We start from the raw sequence: 22,543 nt of genomic DNA, 5'->3' as shown, positions 1-22,543 counted from the left end.
CATTCCTTTCAGGGGAGAAAATCGTTGAAGCACACCATCTTCCGCGCTACCGCCGCCGTGGCGCTGGCCGCCGCCGCGCTCGGCCTGGTCGCCTGCAGTTCGAGCGATAAGTCCGACAGCGCCGCCACCACCAGCGCCGCCGCACCCACCAATGCGTTCCAGGGCACCACCGACGACACCAAGGACACCGGCGCGCCGTCCACCTCCCAGGTGCCGAATCTGCCGAAGCCGACCGTCGCGGATCTGAACGACAAGATCACCAAGGCCTTCGACCCGTCCATCGATGCCAAGACCAAGGTCGACTGGATCGAGGATGCCGGGCAGGACCCGCAGCTGGTCGCCAAGCTCGTGGACGCCGCCAAGAAGAACGACGTCAAGGTGGAGATCACCAACGTCCCCGATCCCGTGGACGGCAAGGTCAAGGCCGATGCCAATGTCACCATCGGCGGCTCCCCGGTCAACAATGCCACCGTCTCCTTCGTCGCCGACGGCAACGACTGGAAGGTCGATCACACCTTCGCCTGCAGCATTGTGAAGGCCGCCAAGCTGGATTCCGCAGCCTGCCAGGACAAATAGCAGCTCTTCGTGTTCCCGCCCCGGCAGCCGTTGCCGGGGCGGTTTTTGTTTTTCGATGACATACCGACCGTTCATGTTTAAATGCGCATATTTCAATGTAGGTATGCCGCTGCTCCCGGTTCACGGCGGAACCGAGAGTGGTTCATGGATACGGCAAGAGCGCCCGGCAGCTGTTGCTGCCGGGCGCTCTCAGGTTGTGGCGCTTGCCTTTTCGGGCAGTCAGACGCCGATGACCGTCGGGACGATCATCGGGCGGCGGCGGTACTTGTCCGCCACCCACTTGCCGACCACACGGCGCACACTCTGGGCGATGCGGTGGGTGTCGGTAATGCCTTCGCTCGACAGGCGGCGCAGTTCCGCTTCGACGAGTTCGTGCGTTTCGGCCAGGGCGTCCGGGTCATCGGAGAAGCCGCGGCCGTGCACCTCGGGCGCACTGACGGCCTTACCGGTGGTGGAGTCGACGGCGACGGTGATGGAGATGAAACCGCCCTCCCCCAGCACCAGACGATCCGAGAGGGTGGATTCGCCGACGTCACCGACGGACAGACCGTCCACGTACACCTGACCGACCGGCACCCGGCCGGTGATCGAGGCGATGCCGTCGACTAGATCGACCACAACGCCGTTCTCGGCGAGCATGACTCGCTCCTCCGGCACGCCGGTCGCCACCGCGAGTGCGGCATTGGCGCGCAGGTGCCGCCATTCACCGTGCACGGGCATGGCATTGGTCGGCCGCACCGCGTTGTAGAGGTACAGCAGCTCACCGGCGGAAGCATGTCCGGAGACATGGACTTTCGCGTTCTGCTGGGTGATGACGGTCGCACCGATCCGGGTCAGCCCGTTCACGACGGTGAACACGGCATTCTCATTGCCCGGAATGAGCGAGGAGGCCAGCACCACCAGATCGTCGGCGCGAATATTGATCTGGCGGTGATCGCCGCGCGCCATGCGCGAGAGCGCCGACAGCGGTTCGCCCTGCGAGCCGGTGGAGATGAGCACCAGCTTGTGCACCGGCAGGTTCGCGGCCTGATCGATATCGACCACCAGACCGTCCGGCAGATTCAGATAGCCGAGATCCTGGGCGATCTGCATATTGCGGACCATGGACCGGCCGACGAAGCAGATGCGGCGGTCGTAGCGCTGCGCCACATCCACGACCTGCTGAATGCGGTGCACATGAGAGGCGAAGGACGCCACGATGACCCGGCCCTTGGCCTTGCCGATCACCGTGTCCAGAACCGGGCCGATCTCACGCTCGGGCGTGACGAAGCCGGGCACCTCGGCATTGGTGGAGTCCACCAGGAACAGGTCCACGCCCTCGTCGCCGAGGCGGGAGAACCCGGCCAGGTCGGTGAGGCGGCCGTCCAGCGGCAGCTGGTCGAGCTTGATATCGCCGGTGTGCAGCACCATGCCGGCGGGGGTGCGCACCGCGACCGCGATGGCATCCGGAATCGAGTGGTTGACCGCGAAGTACTCGCAGTCGAACGGGCCGTGCTGGGTGCGCTGGCCCTCGGTGACCTCGATCAGCTTGGGCTGCAACCGGTGCTCACGGCACTTGGCAGCGACCAGCGCGAGGGTGAACTTGGCACTGACGATCGGGATATCGCGGCGTAGGCGCAGCAGGAACGGCACCGCACCGATGTGATCCTCGTGACCGTGGGTCAGAATGACCGCGGCGATATCGTCCATGCGGTCCTCGATGGGACCGAAGTCGGGCAGGATCAGATCCACGCCCGGCTGCTGGTCCTCGGGGAACAGCACACCGCAGTCGATGATCAGCAGCTTGCCGTCGTATTCGAAAACGGTCATATTGCGGCCGATTTCGCTGATGCCGCCCAGCGCGAACACGCGCAGGCCGCCCTTGGGCGCCTTCGGCGGCGGGGGCAGCTGACGACGTTCGGGACGCGGTGCGGCGACCGGCTCGGAACGATCGCGACCACCCTGGCGGGAACGGGTCCCGCCCGGCTTACGGGTGCGGTCGGCCTGCCGCGATTTGGGCGCGGAGTCGTCCTGGCGCGCCTTCGCGGGCGCGGCGTCGGCCTGCCCGTTCTTGGCGGCCCGGGTGCCGTTGCGCTTGGCCCGAGTTTCCTGCGGTGCGGCGGTTTCCGCCTGCACCGGTGGCGCTACGACCTTCTCCGGTTGCGCAGCGGCGGCCTTCGGCTGTGCGACAACAGGTTCCGGCGCACCCGCGGCGCGGGAGGCGGTACGACGCGGCCGGCGACCTTCGGGGTTGCTCATGCAAGCACCCCCGCAGCTCGCAGGTCCACGGCAAGCTCGGCGAGCTGCTCGGCATTGGGCATGAGTTGTGGCAAACGTGGCTCCCCGGTCTCGACCCCGAGCAGCCGCAGCGCACCCTTGGTCATGGCGACGCCACCCAGCCGGGACATGGCCCGATTGAGTGGAATCATGCTGACATTGATTTCACGAGCCCGGGCCACATCGCCGGCGGCATGAGCCGCAGCGAGTGCACGCAGGCGATCCGGCACGAGATGGCCGATAACACTGATGAATCCGACCGCACCGACCGACAGCCAGGGCAGGTTCAGCCCATCGTCGCCGGAGTAGAAGGACAGGCCCGTCTCGGCGATGAGCTCGGCGCCGGCATTGAGATCGCCCTTGGCGTCCTTGACCGCGACAATGCGCGGATGCTCGGCGAGACGGCGAATGGTGTCCGAATTGATGGCCACCATCGAACGCGGTGGGATGTCGTAGAGCGTGACAGGCAGATCGGTGCTGTCAGCGATGGCGGTGAAGTGCGCGATCAGGCCGTCCTGCGAGGGACGCGAGTAATACGGGGTGACGACGAGCAAACCGTGGGCGCCGGCGCGTGCCGCATTGCGTGCCAGCTCGATGCTGTGAGCGGTGTCGTAGGTGCCGGCACCCGCGATCACGGTGGCGCGGTCACCGACCGCGTCGACGACGGCGTGCAGCAGATCGAACTTCTCCGACTCGGTGGTGGTCGGCGATTCCCCGGTGGTGCCGGAGATGGCGAGCAGGTCCACACCACCTTCGACCAGGCGAGCGGCGAGCGCTACCCCGGCATCGACATCGAGCTTGCCTTCGGCGGTAAAGGGAGTCACCATCGCGACACCGACTGTGCCGGACGCGCGCAGCTCGATTCGCGTCGATTCACCGTTCGTCATAGCCAGAAGGCTACCCGGTTACCGAAACACCTTTTGCATCGTTATACCCGAACCGGCCCGTCGATGACGGTGATTCGCATCGCTCCCGGGGGGTGACGCCAAATCACTCCTTGAATGATGTCATTTATGACAGCACACTGGTGTCATGGATCTGAACAAGTACACCGCCCAACTACGCGAGAACCTCATCGCGGCCGCCGCGCTCGGCGATGAGAAGACGCAGTCGACGGCCGCCGCCCTCGCTGCGGCCACCGAGAACTCGGCGCGGCTGGTCCTGCTGGCGGCGCTGTCCGAACTCGCCACCGAGGTGAGCGCCGCGGTCGGCGATCACACCGTGCACGTCTCGTACGACGGCGCCGAAGCGCATGTGGACGTGCGCAAGGCGGCCGGTCCCGAGGAGGAGCACCAGCCCACGTTCGAGGAGATGACCGGGGATATCAGCCGCGTGACACTGCGATTGGTCGAGCAGATCAAGTCCCGCGCGGAGGATGCCGCGGCACAGAGCGGGCAGTCGCTGAACTCGTGGATGGCGACGGCCGTGCAGGGCGCGCTGCGCGATCAGATGAAGAAGGGCGGCGCGGGCCGCTGGGATATGCCCCGCGATTCACGGCGCCCCAGGGACACCGATGCGCACCGGCCCAAGGACACCAAGGACCCCGAGGACCCGGCCAGCTGACACGAACCAGTGCGCCGCGCGTTCAGTCCGTGACGCTGACCTGACCGTCCGTATCGATCTCGGTGCGGCAGTCGTGATCGGGCGCGTGCGCGAGCACCGTCGCGAGTACGCGCCGCCCCAGCGGCAGCACCCGCACTGTCACCGATCCGGCATTGGCGGCGTCCAATTCCCTTGTCGCCGCGTCGATCACACGTTTGCGCACCCACTCCGGGACGCCCGCGAAGCCGCCGTCGTCGAGCAGTACGACCTCGACGCCCCGGCCGCGCGCACCGCGCGCCGCGCCACTGAGTTCATCGGTCATGAGCTGCGGCGCCCGCAGGCCGTCGCGCAGTTCCGCCTCGAGCAGGCGGCATTCCTCACGTTCGGCGGCGGTGAGTTCGGCCCCGTCGGCAATGCGCTCCAGGATCGGGCGCGCCACCCGGTCCAGCCGGGCGAGCTGCCGACTGCGTTCACTGTCGGCGGCGGCCATGGTGGCCTCGGAGGCGGCTCGCATCATGGCGTCCTCGCGCAGCAGTCGCAGTGAGCGCTGCATCGGGTGCATGACCATGCTGAACACCGAGATCGCGGCGACGGTGCCGATGGGCACCAGCGAGCCGACCACCGTATTCGACTGCAGGTGCGCGGTCATACCGGCGACCAGCAGCACACCCGCGATCCCGGCCACGCCGGCCCAGGCGGTCCGGACCCGGCCGCGCAGGACCAGCACCGCGAGGACATAGGACGAGGCGAAGGCCGACCACACCGAGTGGTGGACGGTATCCGCCGACGGGGTCATGACGGTGAGCGCGGTGGCCACCGGTCCGGCCGCGGCGGCAAACAGGGCGAGCGGCAGCGGCAGCGGATCCACCGGCACGACCACCACCAGCGCGCCCGCGCTCAGAATGAGCACGGTGCCGAGCAGCGCGGCCCACTGCGGTGATTCGCCGAAATTGCGAAACATGTACAGCGCGATGGTCGCCTCGAGAATCAGCAGGAACAGCCAGGCGGCGCGGCCGCGCAGGCCGAGCATATCGCGCAGGTCGAACCGCGAATCCAGTTCTGCCACATGGTAATCAGCGGGAACCATCGCCACCCCACACCAGTGTCACGGTAGTGCCCTCTCCCGGTTGGGATTCCACGAACGCGCTGCCGCCGGCCAATTGCCGCATGCGGCCGAGAATGCTCATGGAGATGCCGAGCCGGTCCGCGGAGACCGCGGCGAGGTCGAAACCGGCGCCGTCATCGGTGAATACGATGCGGATACTGCCCGCGCTCACGGTGGCGGTGACAATGCGGCGCACCTCACGACCGGGTAGCTGGGCGTGGCGCAGACTGTTGCGCACCGCCTCGGCGAGCGCCGCGGCAATGGTGCTGGCCGCGTGCACCGGCATGCGCAGATCGTCGAAGCCCGGCCAGGTGCGCGTCGCGAAACGCACCACGGGATTGATCTCGTGCACGGCGGCGCGCAGGAACAGCACCGCCGAACGCGCGTCGAGCAGATCGGGATCGCGGTCGCTGCCGCGACATTCGTCGAGTTGTTCGAGGGTGCGCTCGGCTTGGCGGCGCAGCACATTCGACTGTGCCCCCGCCCGCGAGGCCTCCAGCAGCGTGGAGAGCACCGCATCGTGGATGAGTGCGGCGAAACGCGCGCGCTCGTGGTCACGGCCCTGCGCCGAGGCGGCGGCGGCCGCGCGGCGAGTGGCAATGGCCGATTCCCGGTCGACCCGTGCGGCCGCACCCGTGGCGGCGGTACCGCACCAGACGAACAGGGCCGCCAAACCCACTGCGCGCAGGAAGTTTTCGACCACCGAGTACGGCGTGACCGTGGCGACGGTGTAGATGATCGACAGCGCCACCGATGTAGAGGAGGCCACCAGGTAGGCGACGGCCCAGCGCGGTGGCCAGGCCAGTACGGCCGCGATCACCGCCAGCGCCGCCACCCGGTACGGCCACACCGTGCTCGAATCCACCGAATGGACTTCCAGCGCGAACGGCATGGTGGCCAGCGCGGCGAGGAAACTCAGTGCGGCACAACCGGATACGACCCGCACGGGGCCCGGTCCGGTAATGGCCGATACCACCGCCAGCACCGGGAACCAGCCGAAGGTCAGCGCCACGGCGACCACCGTCCACCAGCCGGGGGCATGCCGCCCCTGTTCGGCGATCTCGGGCAATTCCATGGCGCAGACGATGATTCCGGCAATGCCGACGGAGATGCCGAGCCGGCGCATGATGCGGTCGTAGGCGGCGGTCGCCGGATCCTCCTGCGGCATCACCAGCACGCGGCGCAGCCGTTGCAGGAATGCGGTGATCACGGACATCGGATGCTCGGCGGGCCGGGTGGCGAGCGTACCGGTCGCGGTCATGCGTGCGGTTGCCGTTTTTCGGGGACGGGCAGCCACCCGTCCTCGACGGCCCGCTTGTACAGATCGGTTTTCGTGGGCGCCGGCCGGCCGGCATCGGCGTACTTCTGCCGGATGCGGCCGAGATAGTCGTTCACGGTCTGCTCCGACAGACCCGTCATGCGCGCCACTCGCGACGCCTTCTCACCGGAGGCGTAGAGCTGCAGCACCTGCTGCTGCCGCGGGCTCAACCCGACGTTCGACAACTGCGGATCACCGTCGATGGCGGCCGCCCAATCGGTGGTCACCACCTGCTCGCCCTGTGCGGCGCGGCGCACGGCCGCCACCACGGTCGGCACATCCTCCGATTTCCGGACCACGCCCAGCACACCCGCCCGGGCGGCCTCGCGCACCATGAACGGATTGTCCGCACCGGTGAACACCAGCACCTCGATACCGCGTTCCCGCAGCGTGCGCACATTGTCGTCGGGCGATGACCCGTCGGCGAGCCGCAGATCCAATACCACCAGATCCAATTGCGGTCCGGCGGACAACAGCTCCGCCACCGTCCCCGCGGTGATCACCAACTCCAGATCGGCCTCGGGCGCCAGCATGGCCGCCAGCCCGATAGCGACCGATTCATGATCCTCGACCAGCCCGATACGGCGTATCCCCGAATCCTGCGCCTGCACGCCGGCCCTCACCTCTTCTCAACTCCCGAATATTCGTATCGAGTATGACGGCAAGCACGCCGGATGCGTCAGCCACCAGAATTCGGGGGGAAGGCGGACTTCGGAACGAGTACAAAAAGACCGCCGGGCCCGTTCCGGGCGAACTGTCCGTACGCTCTACGGCATGAGCGAGAATCTGGAATCGGTGACTGCGCATTCAGGGGGCGGCGGGGGCACGGCTCGACTGCTCTCGGTGATGCTTTTCGGTATGGGGACATTGCATTTCGTGGCGCCGAAGCCGTTCGACGCCCTGATTCCCCCGCAGCTGCCGGGCTCGGCTCGGGCGTACACACTGGGTTCCGGAGTGGCCGAGCTCGCGGTGGCCGGGGCGCTCGCGGTGCCGCGGACGCGGCGGCTGGGCGGCGGACTCGCGCTGCTGCTGTTCCTCGCGGTGTTCCCGGGCAATCTGCAGATGACCTACGAATGGGTGCGCAGTGACAAGCCGCTGCCGTTGAAGGTCGGATCGATTCTCCGACTGCCCCTGCAGATTCCGCTGATCCTGGCCGCCCGCAAGGTATATCGCCAGACCGCCCGGGGCTGATGAGCCTCAAGGCATGAGGTGCGCGGCCACGGTCGCGCCGAGTTCCCAGCAGCGCTGGACATCCTGCTTGGTCGGCGGGCCGGAGACCAGGACCGCGGCGGCGGCCTTCTCCCAGCCCAGCCCGGTGGTAATGCTCTCCACACCGCGTTCGGCGCCCTCGGTCCCCTGATTGCCGTGCATGTACATGCCGTAGGGCCGGCCTCGGGTCGAATCCAGGCAGGGGTAGTAGAAGGTGTCGAACGCGTGCTTGAGGGCCCCGGACATATAGCCGAGATTGGCCGGGGTGCCGAGGAGATAGCCGTCGGCCGCGAGCACATCGCTCGCGGTCACCGCGAGTGCGGCCCGGCGCACCACCTCGACACCGTCGATCTCCGGATCGGTGGCTCCGGCCACCACCGCCTCGAACATCTCCTGCATATGCGGCGACGGCGTGTGGTGAATCAGCAGCAGCTTCGGCACGAAGCCGAGCCTAGCGCCGTGGTTCGCCTACGCCGGTCGCCGCGGCGGGTCAGTCCTGCTTATCGGTGAAGAGCGACCGGTACTGCCCGTAGCCCTGCGCCTCGAGATCGTCGAGGTGGATGAACCGCAGCGCCGCCGAATTGATGCAGTAGCGCAGGCCGCCCGCCTCGCGCGGGCCGTCCTTGAACACGTGGCCGAGATGGCTGTCACCGAGCGCCGAACGCGCCTCGGTGCGGATCATCAGATGACTGAGGTCGCGCTTCTCGACCACGGTCTCGGCCTCGATCGGCTTGGTGAAACTCGGCCAGCCCGAACCACTGTCGAACTTGTCGACCGAGGCGAACAGGGGCTCGCCGGACACCACATCCACATAGATTCCCGGCTCGTGGTTGTCCCAGTACTCGCCGGTGAACGCACGCTCGGTGCCGTTCTCCTGCGTGACGTGGAACTGCTCGGGTGAGAGCGCCGCGACCGCCGCGGGATTCCGGTTGTATTCCTGTGTCACTTGACCTCCTCAGATGGGCATCCGGTACAACCGGACCCCTGCCTCGGAAGTTCCCGCCGCATCGCAGGCGTCATACTTCGGTCACAGATCGCGCGGACGCCCCGCAACGGGTCATGACATGACGCGCACGCTGCGGCCGTCGGCGCTGACCGTACTTCCGTAGGGGGAAATCGTTTCCGAGGCGCCGGTGCAGTCGTCATTGGCGTAGACGTAGGCGGTGGTGCCGGTGTCATTGTGAATCGTCACCGGGGGAACTAGATCGTCGTAGCAGCCGGTCGGATCCAGATACACCCGGCCGTCGATGATCAATTGCCCGCCGTCGTCGGCCGCGCCCACACCGGTAATGCCCAGGGTCAAAATTCCGGCCACGATGAGCGTGGCCGGCAGTGCGACGAATCGTCGCATCAGCTTCTCCTTGTTCAGCGAAAAGCGGCTTACAACAATTCGAGCCCGAACCGGCCTCGCGCAGTTACCTCCGCTGTCCCTCCAGGCTAGTCGGTCGTTCCGCTGGCCTCGCCGATGAGTTCGGCAAGCACATCTACGGCGTCCTGATTGCCGGTGGCGGCGAGCCGGCGCAGCTCGTCCATATCGTCGAATTCGATTGCCAGCTGCACGAGTTGGTCGGCCGCGTCCTGACTGCCATTGGCCGCCAGCTGCCGCAATTCCTCCATATCGCCGCGCTCACCGGCGAGTTCGACAAGCTGATCGACCGCATCGGTATCACCGGCGGCCGCCCTACTGCGAAGGTTCATCAGTTCGGAATCAGTCATGCCGGCCACAGTATCGGCGAGGGGTGACACGTCCCGCGTTACGACCCACCGGGCGCCCGGCGCCCGGCGGGTCGTCGCGGTGGATCGCTACCGGCGCTGGTGGCGACGGAGCACCGTGGAGGCGGCCGAGGCGATGAGCGACAGCGCCGCGATCGCCGCGAAGGCGAGGTGGTAGCCGGAGATCGGATCCCATCCGGATGCCGTTGCGCGGGAAAGGATTACCGCGATCGCGGCCACGCCGACCGCGCCGCCGACACGCTGCAGGATATTCACGAAGGCCGCGGCGTCGGGCAGCTGGTCGTGGCGCACGGAGGCATAGGCCGCCGAGATCAGCGGTATACCCGACAGGGCGGTGAAAACGCCCGCCGCGAACAGGAGCGCCTCCATCAGGAGCAGGTCGGCATCGATCGGGAGGAAGGCGAAGGGCAGCACTGTCAGCGCCACCCCGAGGTTGCCGCCCACCGCGATGACACCGCCGCCGAAGCGGTCGGCCAGGCGGCCGCCGAGCGGGAGGGTGACCACGCCGCCCGCACCGAAGGCGATCAGCAGGAGGCCGGTGCGAATCAGTCCGTCACCGTGCAGCACCTGGAAGTACAACGGCAGCAACACCATCACGCTGAACATGGACGCACCCGCGAAGAAGCTCGCGGCGTTCGCGGCCGCGAAGACCCGGTTCTTGAACATGCGAACATCGAGCAGCGGCCGGCTGCTGCTGATCGTGCGCGCGATGAATCCGGCGAGCGCGGCCAGGCCGAGCAGGACCGGCAGCCATACCGACAGCGCGGTGAAAGATCCGTCGATACCGATTTCCGACAGGCCGTAGACCACGGCCGATACTCCCCCGCCGCCGAGAATCAGGCCGAGCACGTCCAGGCGCTGCGCCGGTGCGCCGCCCTGCAGCGGCAGATACCGCAGCCCGAGCGCGATACCGATCAGGCCCAGCGGGATATTGATGAGGAACAGCCACTGCCAGCTCCAATTCGCCAGCATGAGACCGCCGATGGTCGGCCCGATGGCGGGCGCGCCCACCACGGCGATGCCGACCACGCCCATGACCCGGCCCATACGCTTGGGTCCGGCGGCCTGGCCGAGGATGGTCTGACCGGCCGGAATCATGACTCCGGCAGCGAGCCCCTGCAGTACGCGCAGCGCGATCAGCCATTCCGCCGACCCGGCCAGCGCACAGGCGGCCGAGGTGAGGGTGAAGGCGAGCAGTGCGCCGATCCACAGCCGGCCCACGCCGACGCGCCGCGCCAGCCAACCGCAGACGGTGAGCGAAACACCAAGGGCGAGTAGGTATCCGCTGGCCACCCATTGAATCGTGGCGAGCGAGCTGTGCAGGTCCGCACCGATGGTGTGCAGGCCGATATTGACCAGTGAGGTGTCGAGCATGCCCATGATCGCGCCGAACACCACGACGGCGGCGGTGCGCCAGACGTGTGCGGGGATCTTGTCGGAGGCCTCGGGGGCATTCAGGTTGGGGGCATTCGGGTCGGGGGCATTGACGTTCGGGGCGTTGGGAGCGCTGGCATCCGTGCGCGGCTGCGACATCGGACCCCTCCTTCAGTTGTGATTGAGCATCTCAATTGCAGAGCTTAACAATGATTGAGACACTCAACAATAGATATAATCTGCAGCGTGACCGAAAACCGCGACTATCACCCCCGTGGACTGCTGCGCTATCCCACGTACGCCTTCGGCAAGCTGCACAAGGCCATACACACCGATCTGGATACGCCGCTGCGGGAGCACTGGGTGCTGACCTACCTGGAGGAGAGCGGCGACATCACCCAGCAGGAAATGGCGAACGCGCTGTCCATCGACCGCAGCGAGGTGGTCCGGCTGATCGACAGCCTGGAGAAGGCGGGCCTGGTCACCCGCACCAGGGATGCCGACGACCGGCGCAAATACCGGCTGACCATCACCGCCTCGGGACGCAAACTGCGCGAGGAGGTCGGCGCGCAGGTCGATGCGGCGACCGATGTGGTGCTGCAGCGGCTCACCCCGGCGGAACGCACTACGCTGCACCGGCTTTCGCTCAAAGCCCTGGGTTACGACCTCGACGAGCTCTGAACCGCCGGACCCGGCCGCCGGTGACGCGGTTCCCGGCCGCAGGCCGGACGGCTACCGTGGGCTGGTGCCTTCCCGACCGCGACTACCTCGACTGCCTCAGCTCACCCCTGCGCACGATGCGCATCGCGGGTACTCGCAGCACGAGATTCTCGACGAGTTGCGCAGGCTGATCCTCGAGGGCAATCTGCCGCCCGGGACCGGCATGCCGCTGGGGGAATTGGCCCGGCAGTTCGGGGTCAGCGCGATTCCGGTGCGGGAGTCGCTGCAGACCCTGATCGGCGAGGGGCTCGTCGAGCACAAGGCGAACTTCGGGTATCAGGTGACGCTGCTGACGGCGGCCGAACTGCGCGAGCTGTATGTCGTGCGGGAGAGCCTGGAGGCGGCGGCGCTCGCGGCCGCCGTGCACCAGGCCACGGCGGCCGATCACGAGCTCGCCCGGGAGACCCATGCCCGGCTGGAACGGGCGATACTCACCGAGAATGCCCTGGCCTATCACCGGGAGACGCGGAACTTCCATCTCGCGCTGGTGCGGCCGTCCGGTATGCCGCGGGTGGTGCACATGCTCGAATACGCCTGGAATATCACCGAACCGGTGCAGCCCATGGTGCACGCCAGCACGGCCGACCGGGTGGTGCTGCACGCCGATCACAGTAAGCAGCTCGCGGCCTTCCTGGCTCGCGATTCCGACGCGCTGCTGGCGGCCACGGGTGCGCATCACACGCGGCTCAACGGAGTACTGTCGCGACTGCCCACCGATACCGGACTTTTTGCGGATTCGGCCGGTCAGAAAGATATATAGTTTCAGCAACACCCGGGCAATACCCGCTCGATAGCATCGCGAACACCTTTGTTTCCGAAGGTCGGACCCATGAGATCGGATGTGCGACGTGCCTGACAGGAATCCGCGGCGCGGCAGCTGGCGGATCAGCGGCACGATCGCGACGGCCGGCCCGTTCGCCGCCGTGTTCCCGACGCCGGACTCCGGCAAGATCACCGGTATGCACCCGTCCGGCCCTGTATTCGAAACTCGGTGAGATCCATGCGAATTCGAGTCATCAATCCCAATACCACCGTGGCCATGACCGATCTGGCCGCGGCCGCCGCCCGCGCGGTGGCCGCACCCGGGACCCTGGTCGAGGGCATTACCCCCGCCATGGGTCCGGCCTCCATCGAAAGCCATTACGACGAGGCGCTTTCCATCCCCGGCCTGCTCACCGAGATCGCCCGCGGCGAGACCGAGGGCGTGGACGGCTATGTGATCTCCTGCTTCGGCGATCCCGGCCTCGACGCGGCGCGCGAGCTGGCCCGCGGGCCGGTGATCGGCATTGCCGAGGCCGCCATGCAGGCCGCGAGCCATCTCGGGCGCGGCTTCAGCGTGGTGACCACCCTGGCCCGCACCTCCGGCCGGGCCGCGGAGCTGGCCGAACGCTACGGCATGCAGCGGTTCTGCCTCGGCATCCACGCCTGCGAGATTCCGGTGCTGGAGCTGGAGGACCCCAAGGCCCGCACGGTGATCGTCGATGCCTGCCGGGAGGCCGTGCACACGGACAATTCCGATGCCATCGTGCTGGGCTGCGCGGGCATGGCGGATCTGTGCGAATACCTGACCCGCGAGGTCGGGGTGCCGGTGATCGACGGTGTCGCCGCGGCCACGCTGACCGTGCAGTCGCTGGTCACCATGGGACTGCGTAAATCCGGGCGCGGGGAGTACGCGACCCCGCTGCCCAAGCACTACACCGGCCTGCTGGCCGGATTCTCCACCGATGCCGAGGAGGCGCGTTCGTGACCCTGCCCCCGTATGTACTGGGCGATATCGAGAGCCGCCTGCAGGCCGTCGATTCCGAGTTGGCACAGCGATATCCGGGCGATCGGGCGGGTCAGCCGATCCACACCGTCTATGTGAGCGCGGCCGATGCCACCCCCGAGCTCCCGCGCGAATGGGGTGCGACGGCCGTCGAACTGGCCGGGAAGCACAGTGCGGTGCTGACCGAACTGGCCGGTGAGGAGGTGCTGTCGCGGGCGCTCACCGCGCTGCGCCGGCGCCCGATCCAGGATCTGCGCCTGGATTTCGAGGACGGGTACGGCACCCGCGGTGATGAGGTGGAGGATCGCGACGCGCTGCGCGCCGGGGCGGTGCTCGCCGCCCTGCCCGCCGAGGTGGTCTCGCGCGGTATTCGCATGAAGGGCCTCACCACGCTCGAATGGGCGCGCGCCGTGCGCACTCTGGAGAAGGTGCTCGAGGGCGCGAGCGGGGTGCCGGCCGGATTCGTCTTCACCATTCCGAAGATCCGCTCGGCCGATCAGGCCGAGGCGGCCGTACTGCTGTGTCAGGCAATCGAATCCGCGCACGGGCTGCCCGAGCAGTCGCTGAAGTTCGAGCTGCAGATCGAGAGTCCGCAGGCCGTGATCGCCGCCGACGGCACCGCGACGGTGGCGCAGGCCATTCATCGCTCGGCCGGGCGCTGCACCGGATTGCACTACGGCACATACGATTACAGCGCCGCCTGCGGTATCGCCCCGCAGTTCCAGTCGCTGGAGCATCCGGTGGCCGATCACGCGAAGGCGGTCATGCAGGCCGCGGCCGCGCAGACCGGCGTCTGGGTGTGCGACGGCTCCACCCAGGTACTGCCGATGGGCACCGATGACGAGGTGCGCGCGGCCCTGGCCCGGCACTACCGCCTGGTCACCCGCTCGCTCGAACGCGGGTACTACCAGGGCTGGGATATGGGCGCCGGGCATCTGGCCACCCGCTGGCTGGCCACCTTCGCCTTCTACCGCACCGCACTCGAGGTCGCCGCGCCGCGCATCGGCCGCTATCTGGATCGTCAGGGCGGCGCGGTGGTCGACGAACCCGCCACCGCCCAGGCCCTCGCGACCGTGGTGCTGCGCGGATTGGATTGCGGCGCTTTCGATCCCGACGAAGTGACGGCGCTGATACCGGCCGCCACCGTCGATGTTCTACATCAGTTGCGCGAAAGGAAAATGCCCTCGCTATGACCGCAGATACGACTGATTTCACCCTCCTGCCCGATCTGGCCGTCCGCTCCCTCGGCGGTGCGGTGATCTGGGCCAATGACGAATCCTTCGCGGAGAAGGAGAATCTGGTCCGGCCGGAGGATTCCACCTATCAGCCCGCCACCTTCGGTCACAAGGGCCAGGTGTACGACGGCTGGGAGACCCGGCGGCGGCGCGACGAGGCCGGGGATGCCCCGGAACCCGATGACTGCGATACCGCCATCGTGCGACTGGGCGTGCCCGGTGTGATCGCGGGCATCGTGGTCGACACCGCCTGGTTCAAGGGCAATTACCCGCCCGAGGTTTCGGTGGAAGCCATTGCGGTGCAGGGTTATCCGTCCGCCGAGGAGATTGCCGCGCTGGACGGCTGGACCTCCATTGTTCAGCGCAGCGCGGTCGGCGGTGACAGCCGCAACCCCTTCCCCGTCGATTCGAAGCGCCGGTTCACCCATGTGCGCCTGCGCATGTTCCCGGACGGCGGTGTGGCCCGGCTGCGGGTGCACGGTGTGGCCACGCCCGATCTACGCTGGCTGGATACTGGTCCGTTCGATCTGGCGGCGCTGGAAAACGGTGGCCTGGTGGCGGATTGCTCCAATCGCTTCTATTCGCATCCGCAGAATGTGCTGCTGCCCGGTCGGGCGCAGTCCATGGGCGGCGGCTGGGAGACCGCGCGCCGCCGCGATAAGGACAACGACTGGGTGCAGGTGCGGCTGGCGGGCGAGGGCGTGCTCACCATGGCCGAGATCGACACCTCGTACTTCCTGTTCAACAGTCCGGGGGCGGCCGCGCTCACCGGAATTCGCGCCGACGGCTCCGAGGTGGAGTTGTTGCCGCGCACCGTGATCCGGCCCGATACCCGGCACCGGTTCGCCATCGATTCGGACGATGCGGTGGTCGAGGTGCGGCTGGACGCCTTCCCCGACGGCGGACTCGCGCGACTTCGCCTGTACGGCAACCTCACCGAGGCCGCGCGGGCGCGGCTGGCGGCGGAGCAGGAGAACAACGCATGAGCGCCTTCGATTCGGACTACCCCCGGGATATGGTCGGCTACGGCCCGAACCCGCCGCATCCGCAGTGGCCCGGCAATGCGCATATCGCGGTCAATTTCGTCCTCAATTACGAGGAGGGCGGCGAGAACAATGTGCTCGACGGCGACGAGGGGTCGGAGACCTTCCTCTCGGATATCGTTCCGGCACAGTCGTTCCCGAACCGGCACCTGTCGATGGAATCCATCTACGAGTACGGCTCGCGCGCCGGACTCTGGCGGGTGCTGCGCATGTTCGAGCAGCGCGATATTCCGCTGACCATTTTCGGGGTGGCGCGGGCGCTGGAGCGCAATCCGGAGGCGGTCGCGGCCTTCCAGCGACTCGGCCACGAGATCGCCTGCCACGGGCTGCGCTGGATCTCGTACCAGTCGGTCGATCCGGAGATCGAGCGTGCGCATATGAAGGAGGCGGTCAGCATCATCACCCGTCTCTTCGGTGCGCCGCCCCAGGGGTGGTACACCGGTCGCGATTCACCCCAGACCCGCGAACTGGTCGTCGAGCACGGCGGTTTCGCCTACGACTCCGATTCCTACGCCGATGACCTGCCGTACTGGGTCACGGTGGGCGACCACGATCAGCTGGTCATCCCGTACACCCTCGAAACCAATGACATGCGCTTCTCCTCCCCCGCTGGTTTCGCCAACGGTGACGAGTTCTTCGCCTACCTCCGCGACGCCTTCGACGTGCTCTACGCCGAAGGCGAAGCGGGCGCACCGAAGATGCTGTCGGTCGGCCTGCACTGCCGCATTGCCGGAAAGCCCGCCCGCGCAAAGTCTCTGGAGCGCTTCCTGGACTACGTGCAGTCCCACGACAACGTCTGGCTCACCCGCCGCATCGATATCGCCGACCACTGGCGCAAGGTGCATCCGGCGCGCTGATCGGTGCGCCGTGAATGAGAGATGAGTGTGGCCCGGAACCGTACGGTTCCGGGCCACCGTCGTCGTTGCGGGGATCGGCCGAAATTCGCTGGGCCACTGCGAGTCTGGATCCCGGCCACAAGCATGCCGGGATCACGGGGCCGCTGGGTCCGAAATGACCGGGGCCGCTGCGCCTGAAGGACTGGGCTGCTGGGTCCGAATGAGTGGCTGCCGGCCCGGCGGGCTCAGCCGGTCTGCGTGGTGCGTTCCTGGCGTTCCAATTCGACTGCGCGGCGCATGACTTCGCGGGCGCGGGTGCGGTCGCCGGCGTAGTCGTAGGCGCGGGCGGCACGGTAGTTGCTGCGCCAGTTGTCGGGGTCGGCTTCCCATTCCGTTTTGACCTGCTCGAAGAGCTGGTCCGCCGCGGCGCGTTCCAGGCGGCCGGAGGGGCGGTGCGGGAGGTCGGAGGTGTCCAGTTCCAGACCCTCGGCGTGGATGCGGCGGGCCAGGTGCTGGTGGGCGAAGGCGGCGCGGACGCTGGAGGCGACCACCCACACGCCGAGCAGCGGCAGCAGGAAGACGCCGACGCCGAGAATCGCGGCGGGGATGGAGCCCGAGGTGATGAGGCTGACCGCGATCCGGCCCAGCAGGATGAAGTAGAACCCGAGGACCAGCACGAGAGCCGCGATGAAGGCGACCCGCTTGCCGACCTCGCGGGTGTTGTTCTCCGGTGTGGTGCTCACAGGTCCAGCAGCGGGTCGATGCCCACGGTCAGGCCGGGGCGCAGCGGGGTCTTGCGCACTCCGAGCAGTACTCCGGGGACGAAGGAGGTGCGGTCCATGGAGTCGTGGCGAATGGTGAGGGTCTCACCCTGGGTGCCGAAGAGCACCTCCTGGTGCGCGACCAGACCGGCCAGGCGCACCGAGTGCACGCGCACGCCGTCCACATCCGCGCCGCGCGCACCCTCAAGCTCGTCGACGGTGGCATCGGGGCTGCGGCCGACACCGGCCTTCTCCCGGGCTGCGGCAATGATGCCCGCGGTCCGGTAGGCGGTGCCGGACGGCGCGTCCAGCTTGTTCGGGTGGTGCAGTTCGATGACCTCGACGGAGTCGAACCAGCGGGCCGCCTGCTCGGCGAAGCGCATGGACAGCACCGCGCCGATGGCGAAGTTCGGGGCGATGAGCACGCCGACCTCGGGCTTGGCGGCAAGCCAGTCACGCACCTGCCCGAGTCGCTCGGCATCGAATCCGGTGGTCCCGACCACGGCGTGAATGCCGTTCTCCACCAGCCACTTCAGGTTCGGCATCACGACGCCGGGGCTGGTGAAGTCGACCACGACCTCGGCGCCGGCGGCGGTGAAGGTCTCCAGGGCGTCGTCCTTGTCGACCTGGGCCACGAGCTCCAGATCGGCGGCCGCCTCGACACCCGCGCAGATCGCCTGCCCGACCTTGCCGCGCGCTCCGAGTACACCCACCCGGATCCGGTTCGTGGTCACCACGTCTCCTCACATACTTCGCCTGGACGACCCCGACGGGTCTCGCCTGAGCCTATCGGGTCGCCGCACGGCACAATGGCACCCCCGTGACGGGTGCCCGAGCGCCTGGTCGCCGTATCAGTCGAAGACGATCACCTGTCGCAGGGCATGGCCCGCGGCCAGCTCGTCCATGCCCGCATTGATGTCCTCCAGCCGGATGCGGGAGGAGACCAGGCGTTCGACCGGAAGCTTGCCCTCACGCCACATGCGGACGTACTCGGGGATATCGCGGGCCGGGACCGCCGAACCCAGGTAGCTGCCGATAATGGTGCGGCCCTGTGCCACCAGGCCCAGCGGCGAGATGCTGGCCATCGCATCGGGCGCGGGCAGGCCCACGGTGACGGTTTTGCCGCCGGTGGCGGTGGCGGCGACGGCCGTTTCGAAGGCCCGCACATTGCCGGCGGCCTCGATCACCACTTCGGCCTGGATGTGCTGATCGGCGATTTCCTGCGGCGTATAGGCCGCCGTCGCACCGAGTTCCAGGGCGATCTTCAATTTCTCCGGCACGGTGTCGACGGCGATCACATCGCGGCCGGTGCCCTCCCGCAGTGCGGCCGCGACCAGGACGGCCGCCATGCCGACGCCGCCGAGCCCGACCACCATGATGCGATCCGCCGGTGTCGGCTGCGCCGAATTCAGCAGTGCCCCACCGCCGGTCAGCACCGCGCAGCCGAGGACGGCCGCGACGTCCGCGGGCACATCGTCGTCCACCGGCACCACCGAGTGCCGGTCCACCACGGCATGGGTGGCGAAGGCCGATACCCCGAGGTGATGGTGCACGGGCTCACCGTCGCGCAGCAGCCGCCGGCCGCCGTTCATGAGTTCGCCGGAATTATTGGCCATACTGCCGGGCAGACACGGGGTACGGCCCTCGGTGGCGCAGCCGGAGCATTCACCGCAGCGCGGCAGGAAGGTCATGACCACCCGCTGCCCGACGGCGATATCGCTCTCGCCCGGGCCGACCGCCTCGACCCGGCCGGCAGCCTCGTGCCCGAGCAGCATGGGCACCGGGCGCACCCGGTTTCCGTCCACCACCGACAGATCCGAGTGGCACAGTCCGGCCGCCTCGATCCGCACCAGCAATTCGCCGGGCCCGGGTTCACCCAGGTCGAGTTCGCTCACCGTAATCGGTTTCGACTCCGCAAAGGGGACCGATGCCCCGATTCGTTCCAGGACAGCTCCGCGAATCCTCATGCGCCCGACGCTACTCCACCCCACCTGCCCGCACAGCTCGCCAAACCTTCCCAGACAGTTCGAAATCTGCTTCGATGAGTACCGGACTAGGAGCACATATGAACAGCACTTCCCTCACCACGGGCAACCGCGCCCTCAACCGGGTGGTGACCGGGTTCTTCGGCAATGTCGCCCGCGCCTACGACACCGCGGCACTGCAGCAGGCGGTCTATCGCCCGCCGCAGGACCAGGTGGTTTCCGAGCTGCGGGCCGCCGGATCCCGCCGGATCGCCGATATCGGTTGCGGCACCGGAATTCTCACCTCTCGCATCGCGCGCGAACTGCATCCGGAGGTGACCTACGGCGTGGACGCCTCGACCGGCATGCTGGAGCAGGCCCGCGCCCGGTCCGCCGTGGTGCACTGGCGGCACGCCGCCGCCGAACATCTCCCGCTCGGCGACGGCGAAGTGGATGCGGTGGTCTCCACCAGCGCTTTCCACTTCTTCGACCATCCGGTGGCGCTGCGCGAATTCCATCGGGTGCTGTCTCCCGGCGGCCTGGTCGCCATTGCCACCATGCACCCGTCGGCGCCCACCGCCCGCCCGATCCAGCGCCTCACCCGCAGTCCCCTGTTCCCCGCGCACGCGCCGTCGCCCCGGGAAGTCCGGAAGCTGCTGGAGGACGCGGGCTTCGAACTGCAGGACCAGCGCAAGGTCTCGCGTCCCCTGCCGTCCTGGCTCATCCCGGACGTCATCACCATCGCGCGCCGGGTGTGATCGGGCCGGGTCCGGTGCGAGCCATCGCGGTCGCACCAGGACCCGCACGTCACTTGCCCGGATCGTCGCCGCCGCGGAAGCACACGGTCATCCGGCGCTTGTCCCAGACCACCCACACCGCGCCCTTGCCGTCGCGGGGGCAGTCCGCACCGCTGGTGGAGTCCTCCAGCACCGCGGTGGCCTGCACGATGTGATCGCCGGGCGTGCCGCAGTCGACCTTCGACGGCTCGTCCATATGCGCTGTGTCGTAACAGACTCCGACGCGCCAGTCGAAGGCCAGGCAGAGGTGGTAGAGCTGCTTTCCGGAGCGATCCTTGCGACTGGTCTCGAGTTTGAACAGCGAACCCGTACAGGGTTGTGGACCGGTCTGCAGGACGCGGTAGTTGGCGTCGAGCGAGGCGCAGTCGGCGGGATCGGGCGAACCGGGTTTCCAGGTCGGGGCGCCGGAGGCATCGGTCGCGGCCTCCATGGGAACCTCGACGCAATCACCCGGTTTCAGCAGCGACATCGGGTCCGGGGCAACGGGTTTGGGACTGGTCGTGGGCGCCGTCGAGCCCGCCGGGACCAGGCCGGGCGGGGGCGCCACGGCGGTACCGGCGACGGTGTCCCCCATCAGCACCGCCACACCGGGTTGCACGCCCGCGGCCAAGGCCAGCCAGCCGGATATGCCCAGTGCAAGGGTCACCAGCACCAGTGCGCGTTTGCCCCTGATGACCAGAAAACCCCCGATCGCGGCCGAGAACAGCAGTGCCACTGCCACTTCGACGACAACCCAATGAACGCCCAGCGTCCCCACTACGATCCCCTACTCGTTACCGCTGCAAGCTATCGCACGGGACGATACGAGGGCAATCCGACAAATCGGTGAACGGTCGCGCTAGGCGGTGCGCTCCGGCAGGTTCTCCGCCGGGGCCGGCGGCCACTGCTCGGGCAGGACATTGGCGGGTTTGGTGGCGGGCGTCTCGTTCCAGTCGAAGTTCACGCCGACCCAGGCCTTCGGGCGCTCGAAGCTGACCTGTCTGGCATCGAAGACCGCGCGCCGGAAGGAGATCTCCCCGAAGAAGTCACCGCCGGTGAAAACCGCCGAGCGCCCGCCGAACACCGCATCGGCGAAGGACACCTTGCCGTGGTACTCGGCGCGGGAGAAGTTCACCTCCTGGGTGCGGCCGGACCGCCAGCGGGTACTGCCGCCGAGATGGGCGCAATCGAAGGAGGTGGCCTCGGAGTAGAAGCGGGCGGAGGTGAAAACCAGTCTGCTGCCGAAGAATTCGGCGCCGGTGAAGGCCACCCGATCGCCGTCGAAGATGGCGCGCTCGAAGGAGGTCAGCTCGGCGGTGAACGTGGCATTGGCGAAACCGCTGCGCTCACCGGCGAACTTGGCGCGCGTGAACGCGGTGCGCGCACCGCCGAACTCCGCGCCGTCGAAGCTGACCGGTCCACCGAAGGTGGCATCGATGAAAGTGGTTCCGGTACTGCCGCGTTCACTGCGAGCCACGCGCGCATGGCTGAAGCGGGCGTGATCGAAGGAGGTGGTGGCGCCGCGGAACATGGCCCCGCGGAAGGTGACTCGTTTGCCGAGGAAGGCGGCCTTCTCGAAGCTGGTGGCGCGGCCGCCGGTGAACATGGCATTGCTGAAGCGGGTATTGCGCCCGGCGAAGACGGTGTAGCGGAAGTCGGCGTTCTCGAAGGCGGCATCGGAGAAGTCGAAATCGCAAGCGGACCAGGATACTTCGGCGGAGGTCCGCAGATGTTCGGTGATCACCCGGACAATGGTTTCGCGGACCTGGCGATCGTTCTGCCGGTAGTGGTACACCCGCTCGACCGCCGTCCCGGCATCCTCGATGCGCTGGGATTTGGAGACCAGATGGCTGGCGCCCTCATCCGGCGCGTACGGCAGGCGCAGATATCCACAGAGCACATCGACGCACTGCTGCCGCCGCCCGCGGGCCGAGAACTCGTCCGCGACACCGGCCATGGCGTAGACACCGGCCAGTCGCACCGCCACATCGGGATTGCCCAACTGGGTGGCCGCGGCGCCGAACACCTCGGCGAACCTGCCGCGCTCATTGTCGCGCTGCCGCCGATAGGCGACCACCAGCGCCACCGCGCCGCCCACGCCCGCCGTCACCGAGAGCGCGATCTTGGTGAGGTCCACCTGATTCGGCGTCTCCGCCTTGGCGCCCAGCAGCGCCCACATCACCCACCAGGTGAGCGCCGCGATGGCCAGTCCACCCACGACCGCGAACACCACCGACAGCAAGAGGGCCGACCTGTGCACCGCCCGGTTCAACACTCCCCCGAACCTCCCCCACCACCGCATAGCGGAAGGATAGCGATCACGCCCGCA

At 67.8% G+C, this 22,543-nt stretch carries 26 protein-coding genes; 11 read left to right on the top strand and 15 right to left on the bottom strand.

All coding sequences use genetic code 11. From position 1 onward, the window contains the following. Window positions 1-24: 24 nt before the first annotated feature. Window positions 25-576 carry a hypothetical protein gene (locus OG326_RS13525; RefSeq protein ID WP_327144979.1) on the top strand — a complete coding sequence of 184 codons (552 nt, stop codon included), beginning with the start codon at window positions 25-27 and terminating at the stop codon, window positions 574-576. Window positions 577-795: 219 nt separating this feature from the next. Here OG326_RS13525 and OG326_RS13520 read toward each other — a convergent pair whose 3' ends face one another. Both OG326_RS13520 and dapA read right to left on the bottom strand, forming a co-directional pair. Then, window positions 796-2,814: a ribonuclease J gene (locus OG326_RS13520; RefSeq protein WP_327144978.1), complete on the bottom strand. Its 2,019-nt coding sequence runs from the start codon at window positions 2,812-2,814 to the stop codon at window positions 796-798. After that, window positions 2,811-3,719: a 4-hydroxy-tetrahydrodipicolinate synthase gene (gene dapA, locus OG326_RS13515; protein WP_327144977.1), complete on the bottom strand. Its 909-nt coding sequence runs from the start codon at window positions 3,717-3,719 to the stop codon at window positions 2,811-2,813. The genes OG326_RS13520 and dapA overlap by 4 nt, the downstream gene beginning before the upstream one ends. Before the next feature lie 145 nt (window positions 3,720-3,864). Here dapA and OG326_RS13510 point away from each other — a divergent pair, with 145 nt between their 5' ends. After that, window positions 3,865-4,395: a hypothetical protein gene (locus OG326_RS13510; RefSeq protein WP_327144976.1), complete on the top strand. Its 531-nt coding sequence runs from the start codon at window positions 3,865-3,867 to the stop codon at window positions 4,393-4,395. A 22-nt stretch (window positions 4,396-4,417) separates the two neighbouring features. Here the strand turns inward: OG326_RS13510 and OG326_RS13505 are convergent, their stop codons facing one another. The 3 genes from OG326_RS13505 to OG326_RS13495 are packed head-to-tail and all read right to left on the bottom strand — an operon-like array spanning window position 4,418 to window position 7,408. Beyond that, a complete protein-coding gene (locus OG326_RS13505) occupies window positions 4,418-5,461 on the bottom strand; it encodes a hypothetical protein (RefSeq protein ID WP_327144975.1) in 1,044 nt (347 codons plus the stop codon). Next, window positions 5,448-6,740: a sensor histidine kinase gene (locus tag OG326_RS13500; protein ID WP_327144974.1), complete on the bottom strand. Its 1,293-nt coding sequence runs from the start codon at window positions 6,738-6,740 to the stop codon at window positions 5,448-5,450. The genes OG326_RS13505 and OG326_RS13500 overlap by 14 nt, the downstream gene beginning before the upstream one ends. Further along, window positions 6,737-7,408, bottom strand: a complete 672-nt coding sequence (locus tag OG326_RS13495; RefSeq protein WP_327144973.1) for a response regulator transcription factor — start codon at window positions 7,406-7,408, stop codon at window positions 6,737-6,739. Before OG326_RS13495 ends, OG326_RS13500 begins: the two co-directional genes overlap by 4 nt. 235 nt (window positions 7,409-7,643) lie before the next feature. Here OG326_RS13495 and OG326_RS13490 point away from each other — a divergent pair, with 235 nt between their 5' ends. Next, window positions 7,644-7,988: a DoxX family protein gene (locus tag OG326_RS13490; RefSeq protein WP_327146474.1), complete on the top strand. Its 345-nt coding sequence runs from the start codon at window positions 7,644-7,646 to the stop codon at window positions 7,986-7,988. A gap of 6 nt (window positions 7,989-7,994) precedes the next feature. Here OG326_RS13490 and OG326_RS13485 read toward each other — a convergent pair whose 3' ends face one another. From OG326_RS13485 to OG326_RS13465, 5 genes are all read right to left on the bottom strand, one after another. Beyond that, complete coding sequence (locus OG326_RS13485; RefSeq protein WP_327144972.1) at window positions 7,995-8,447, bottom strand: flavodoxin family protein; 453 nt, start codon at window positions 8,445-8,447, stop codon at window positions 7,995-7,997. Window positions 8,448-8,496: 49 nt separating this feature from the next. Further along, window positions 8,497-8,952 carry a peptide-methionine (R)-S-oxide reductase MsrB gene (msrB, locus tag OG326_RS13480; RefSeq protein WP_327144971.1) on the bottom strand — a complete coding sequence of 152 codons (456 nt, stop codon included), beginning with the start codon at window positions 8,950-8,952 and terminating at the stop codon, window positions 8,497-8,499. A 111-nt stretch (window positions 8,953-9,063) separates the two neighbouring features. Then, on the bottom strand, window positions 9,064-9,357 hold the full coding sequence (locus OG326_RS13475; RefSeq protein WP_327144970.1) for a hypothetical protein: 294 nt from the start codon (window positions 9,355-9,357) through the stop codon (window positions 9,064-9,066). Between the two features lie 86 nt (window positions 9,358-9,443). Next, window positions 9,444-9,722 (bottom strand): hypothetical protein, encoded by a 279-nt coding sequence (locus OG326_RS13470; RefSeq protein ID WP_327144969.1) that lies wholly within the window; start codon window positions 9,720-9,722, stop codon window positions 9,444-9,446. Window positions 9,723-9,809: 87 nt separating this feature from the next. Next, entirely contained in the window at window positions 9,810-11,273 is a 1,464-nt protein-coding gene (locus tag OG326_RS13465) for a DHA2 family efflux MFS transporter permease subunit (RefSeq protein WP_327144968.1), read from the bottom strand. 87 nt (window positions 11,274-11,360) lie between these two features. On the opposite strand from OG326_RS13465, the gene OG326_RS13460 reads away from it, so the two are divergent. The 7 genes from OG326_RS13460 to puuE all read left to right on the top strand — a co-directional run bounded on the left by OG326_RS13460 (window position 11,361) and on the right by puuE (window position 16,734). Beyond that, window positions 11,361-11,795 (top strand): MarR family winged helix-turn-helix transcriptional regulator, encoded by a 435-nt coding sequence (locus OG326_RS13460; protein WP_327144967.1) that lies wholly within the window; start codon window positions 11,361-11,363, stop codon window positions 11,793-11,795. Window positions 11,796-11,859: 64 nt separating this feature from the next. After that, on the top strand, window positions 11,860-12,594 hold the full coding sequence (locus OG326_RS13455) for a GntR family transcriptional regulator (protein ID WP_442790958.1): 735 nt from the start codon (window positions 11,860-11,862) through the stop codon (window positions 12,592-12,594). 88 nt (window positions 12,595-12,682) lie between these two features. Further along, entirely contained in the window at window positions 12,683-12,829 is a 147-nt protein-coding gene (locus OG326_RS13450; protein WP_327144966.1) for a hypothetical protein, read from the top strand. Window positions 12,830-12,834: 5 nt separating this feature from the next. After that, window positions 12,835-13,581, top strand: a complete 747-nt coding sequence (locus tag OG326_RS13445) for an aspartate/glutamate racemase family protein (RefSeq protein WP_327144964.1) — start codon at window positions 12,835-12,837, stop codon at window positions 13,579-13,581. Next, the gene (locus OG326_RS13440; RefSeq protein WP_327144963.1) at window positions 13,578-14,792 is read left to right on the top strand and encodes a DUF6986 family protein; all 1,215 of its coding nucleotides are present in this window, start codon (window positions 13,578-13,580) and stop codon (window positions 14,790-14,792) included. Before OG326_RS13445 ends, OG326_RS13440 begins: the two co-directional genes overlap by 4 nt. Then, entirely contained in the window at window positions 14,789-15,820 is a 1,032-nt protein-coding gene (gene alc / locus OG326_RS13435) for an allantoicase (protein ID WP_327144962.1), read from the top strand. Before OG326_RS13440 ends, alc begins: the two co-directional genes overlap by 4 nt. Beyond that, on the top strand, window positions 15,817-16,734 hold the full coding sequence (puuE, locus tag OG326_RS13430; RefSeq protein ID WP_327144961.1) for an allantoinase PuuE: 918 nt from the start codon (window positions 15,817-15,819) through the stop codon (window positions 16,732-16,734). The genes alc and puuE overlap by 4 nt, the downstream gene beginning before the upstream one ends. A gap of 224 nt (window positions 16,735-16,958) precedes the next feature. On the opposite strand, the gene OG326_RS13425 is transcribed toward puuE, so the two are convergent. The 3 genes from OG326_RS13425 to OG326_RS13415 form a co-directional block, all read right to left on the bottom strand. Then, window positions 16,959-17,456 (bottom strand): hypothetical protein, encoded by a 498-nt coding sequence (locus OG326_RS13425; RefSeq protein ID WP_327144960.1) that lies wholly within the window; start codon window positions 17,454-17,456, stop codon window positions 16,959-16,961. Beyond that, a complete protein-coding gene (gene dapB / locus OG326_RS13420) occupies window positions 17,453-18,208 on the bottom strand; it encodes a 4-hydroxy-tetrahydrodipicolinate reductase (RefSeq protein ID WP_442790957.1) in 756 nt (251 codons plus the stop codon). The genes OG326_RS13425 and dapB overlap by 4 nt, the downstream gene beginning before the upstream one ends. Before the next feature lie 117 nt (window positions 18,209-18,325). Continuing rightward, window positions 18,326-19,441, bottom strand: coding sequence for an alcohol dehydrogenase catalytic domain-containing protein (locus tag OG326_RS13415; RefSeq protein ID WP_327144959.1), 1,116 nt, complete (start codon window positions 19,439-19,441; stop codon window positions 18,326-18,328). Between the two features lie 98 nt (window positions 19,442-19,539). Here OG326_RS13415 and OG326_RS13410 point away from each other — a divergent pair, with 98 nt between their 5' ends. Next, window positions 19,540-20,196 carry a class I SAM-dependent methyltransferase gene (locus OG326_RS13410; protein WP_327144958.1) on the top strand — a complete coding sequence of 219 codons (657 nt, stop codon included), beginning with the start codon at window positions 19,540-19,542 and terminating at the stop codon, window positions 20,194-20,196. Between the two features lie 49 nt (window positions 20,197-20,245). Here OG326_RS13410 and OG326_RS13405 read toward each other — a convergent pair whose 3' ends face one another. Together OG326_RS13405 and OG326_RS13400 are read right to left on the bottom strand one after the other, a co-directional pair. Further along, window positions 20,246-20,992 carry a hypothetical protein gene (locus OG326_RS13405; RefSeq protein ID WP_327144957.1) on the bottom strand — a complete coding sequence of 249 codons (747 nt, stop codon included), beginning with the start codon at window positions 20,990-20,992 and terminating at the stop codon, window positions 20,246-20,248. A gap of 81 nt (window positions 20,993-21,073) precedes the next feature. Further along, window positions 21,074-22,489: a pentapeptide repeat-containing protein gene (locus OG326_RS13400; RefSeq protein WP_327144956.1), complete on the bottom strand. Its 1,416-nt coding sequence runs from the start codon at window positions 22,487-22,489 to the stop codon at window positions 21,074-21,076. Between the last annotated feature and the right edge of the window lie 54 nt (window positions 22,490-22,543).

Source organism: Nocardia sp. NBC_01327 (assembly GCF_035958815.1).
Classification (GTDB): domain Bacteria; phylum Actinomycetota; class Actinomycetes; order Mycobacteriales; family Mycobacteriaceae; genus Nocardia.
The sequence above is the reverse complement of the archived record's forward strand: the minus strand, read 5'-3'. Positions and strand labels throughout refer to the sequence as shown.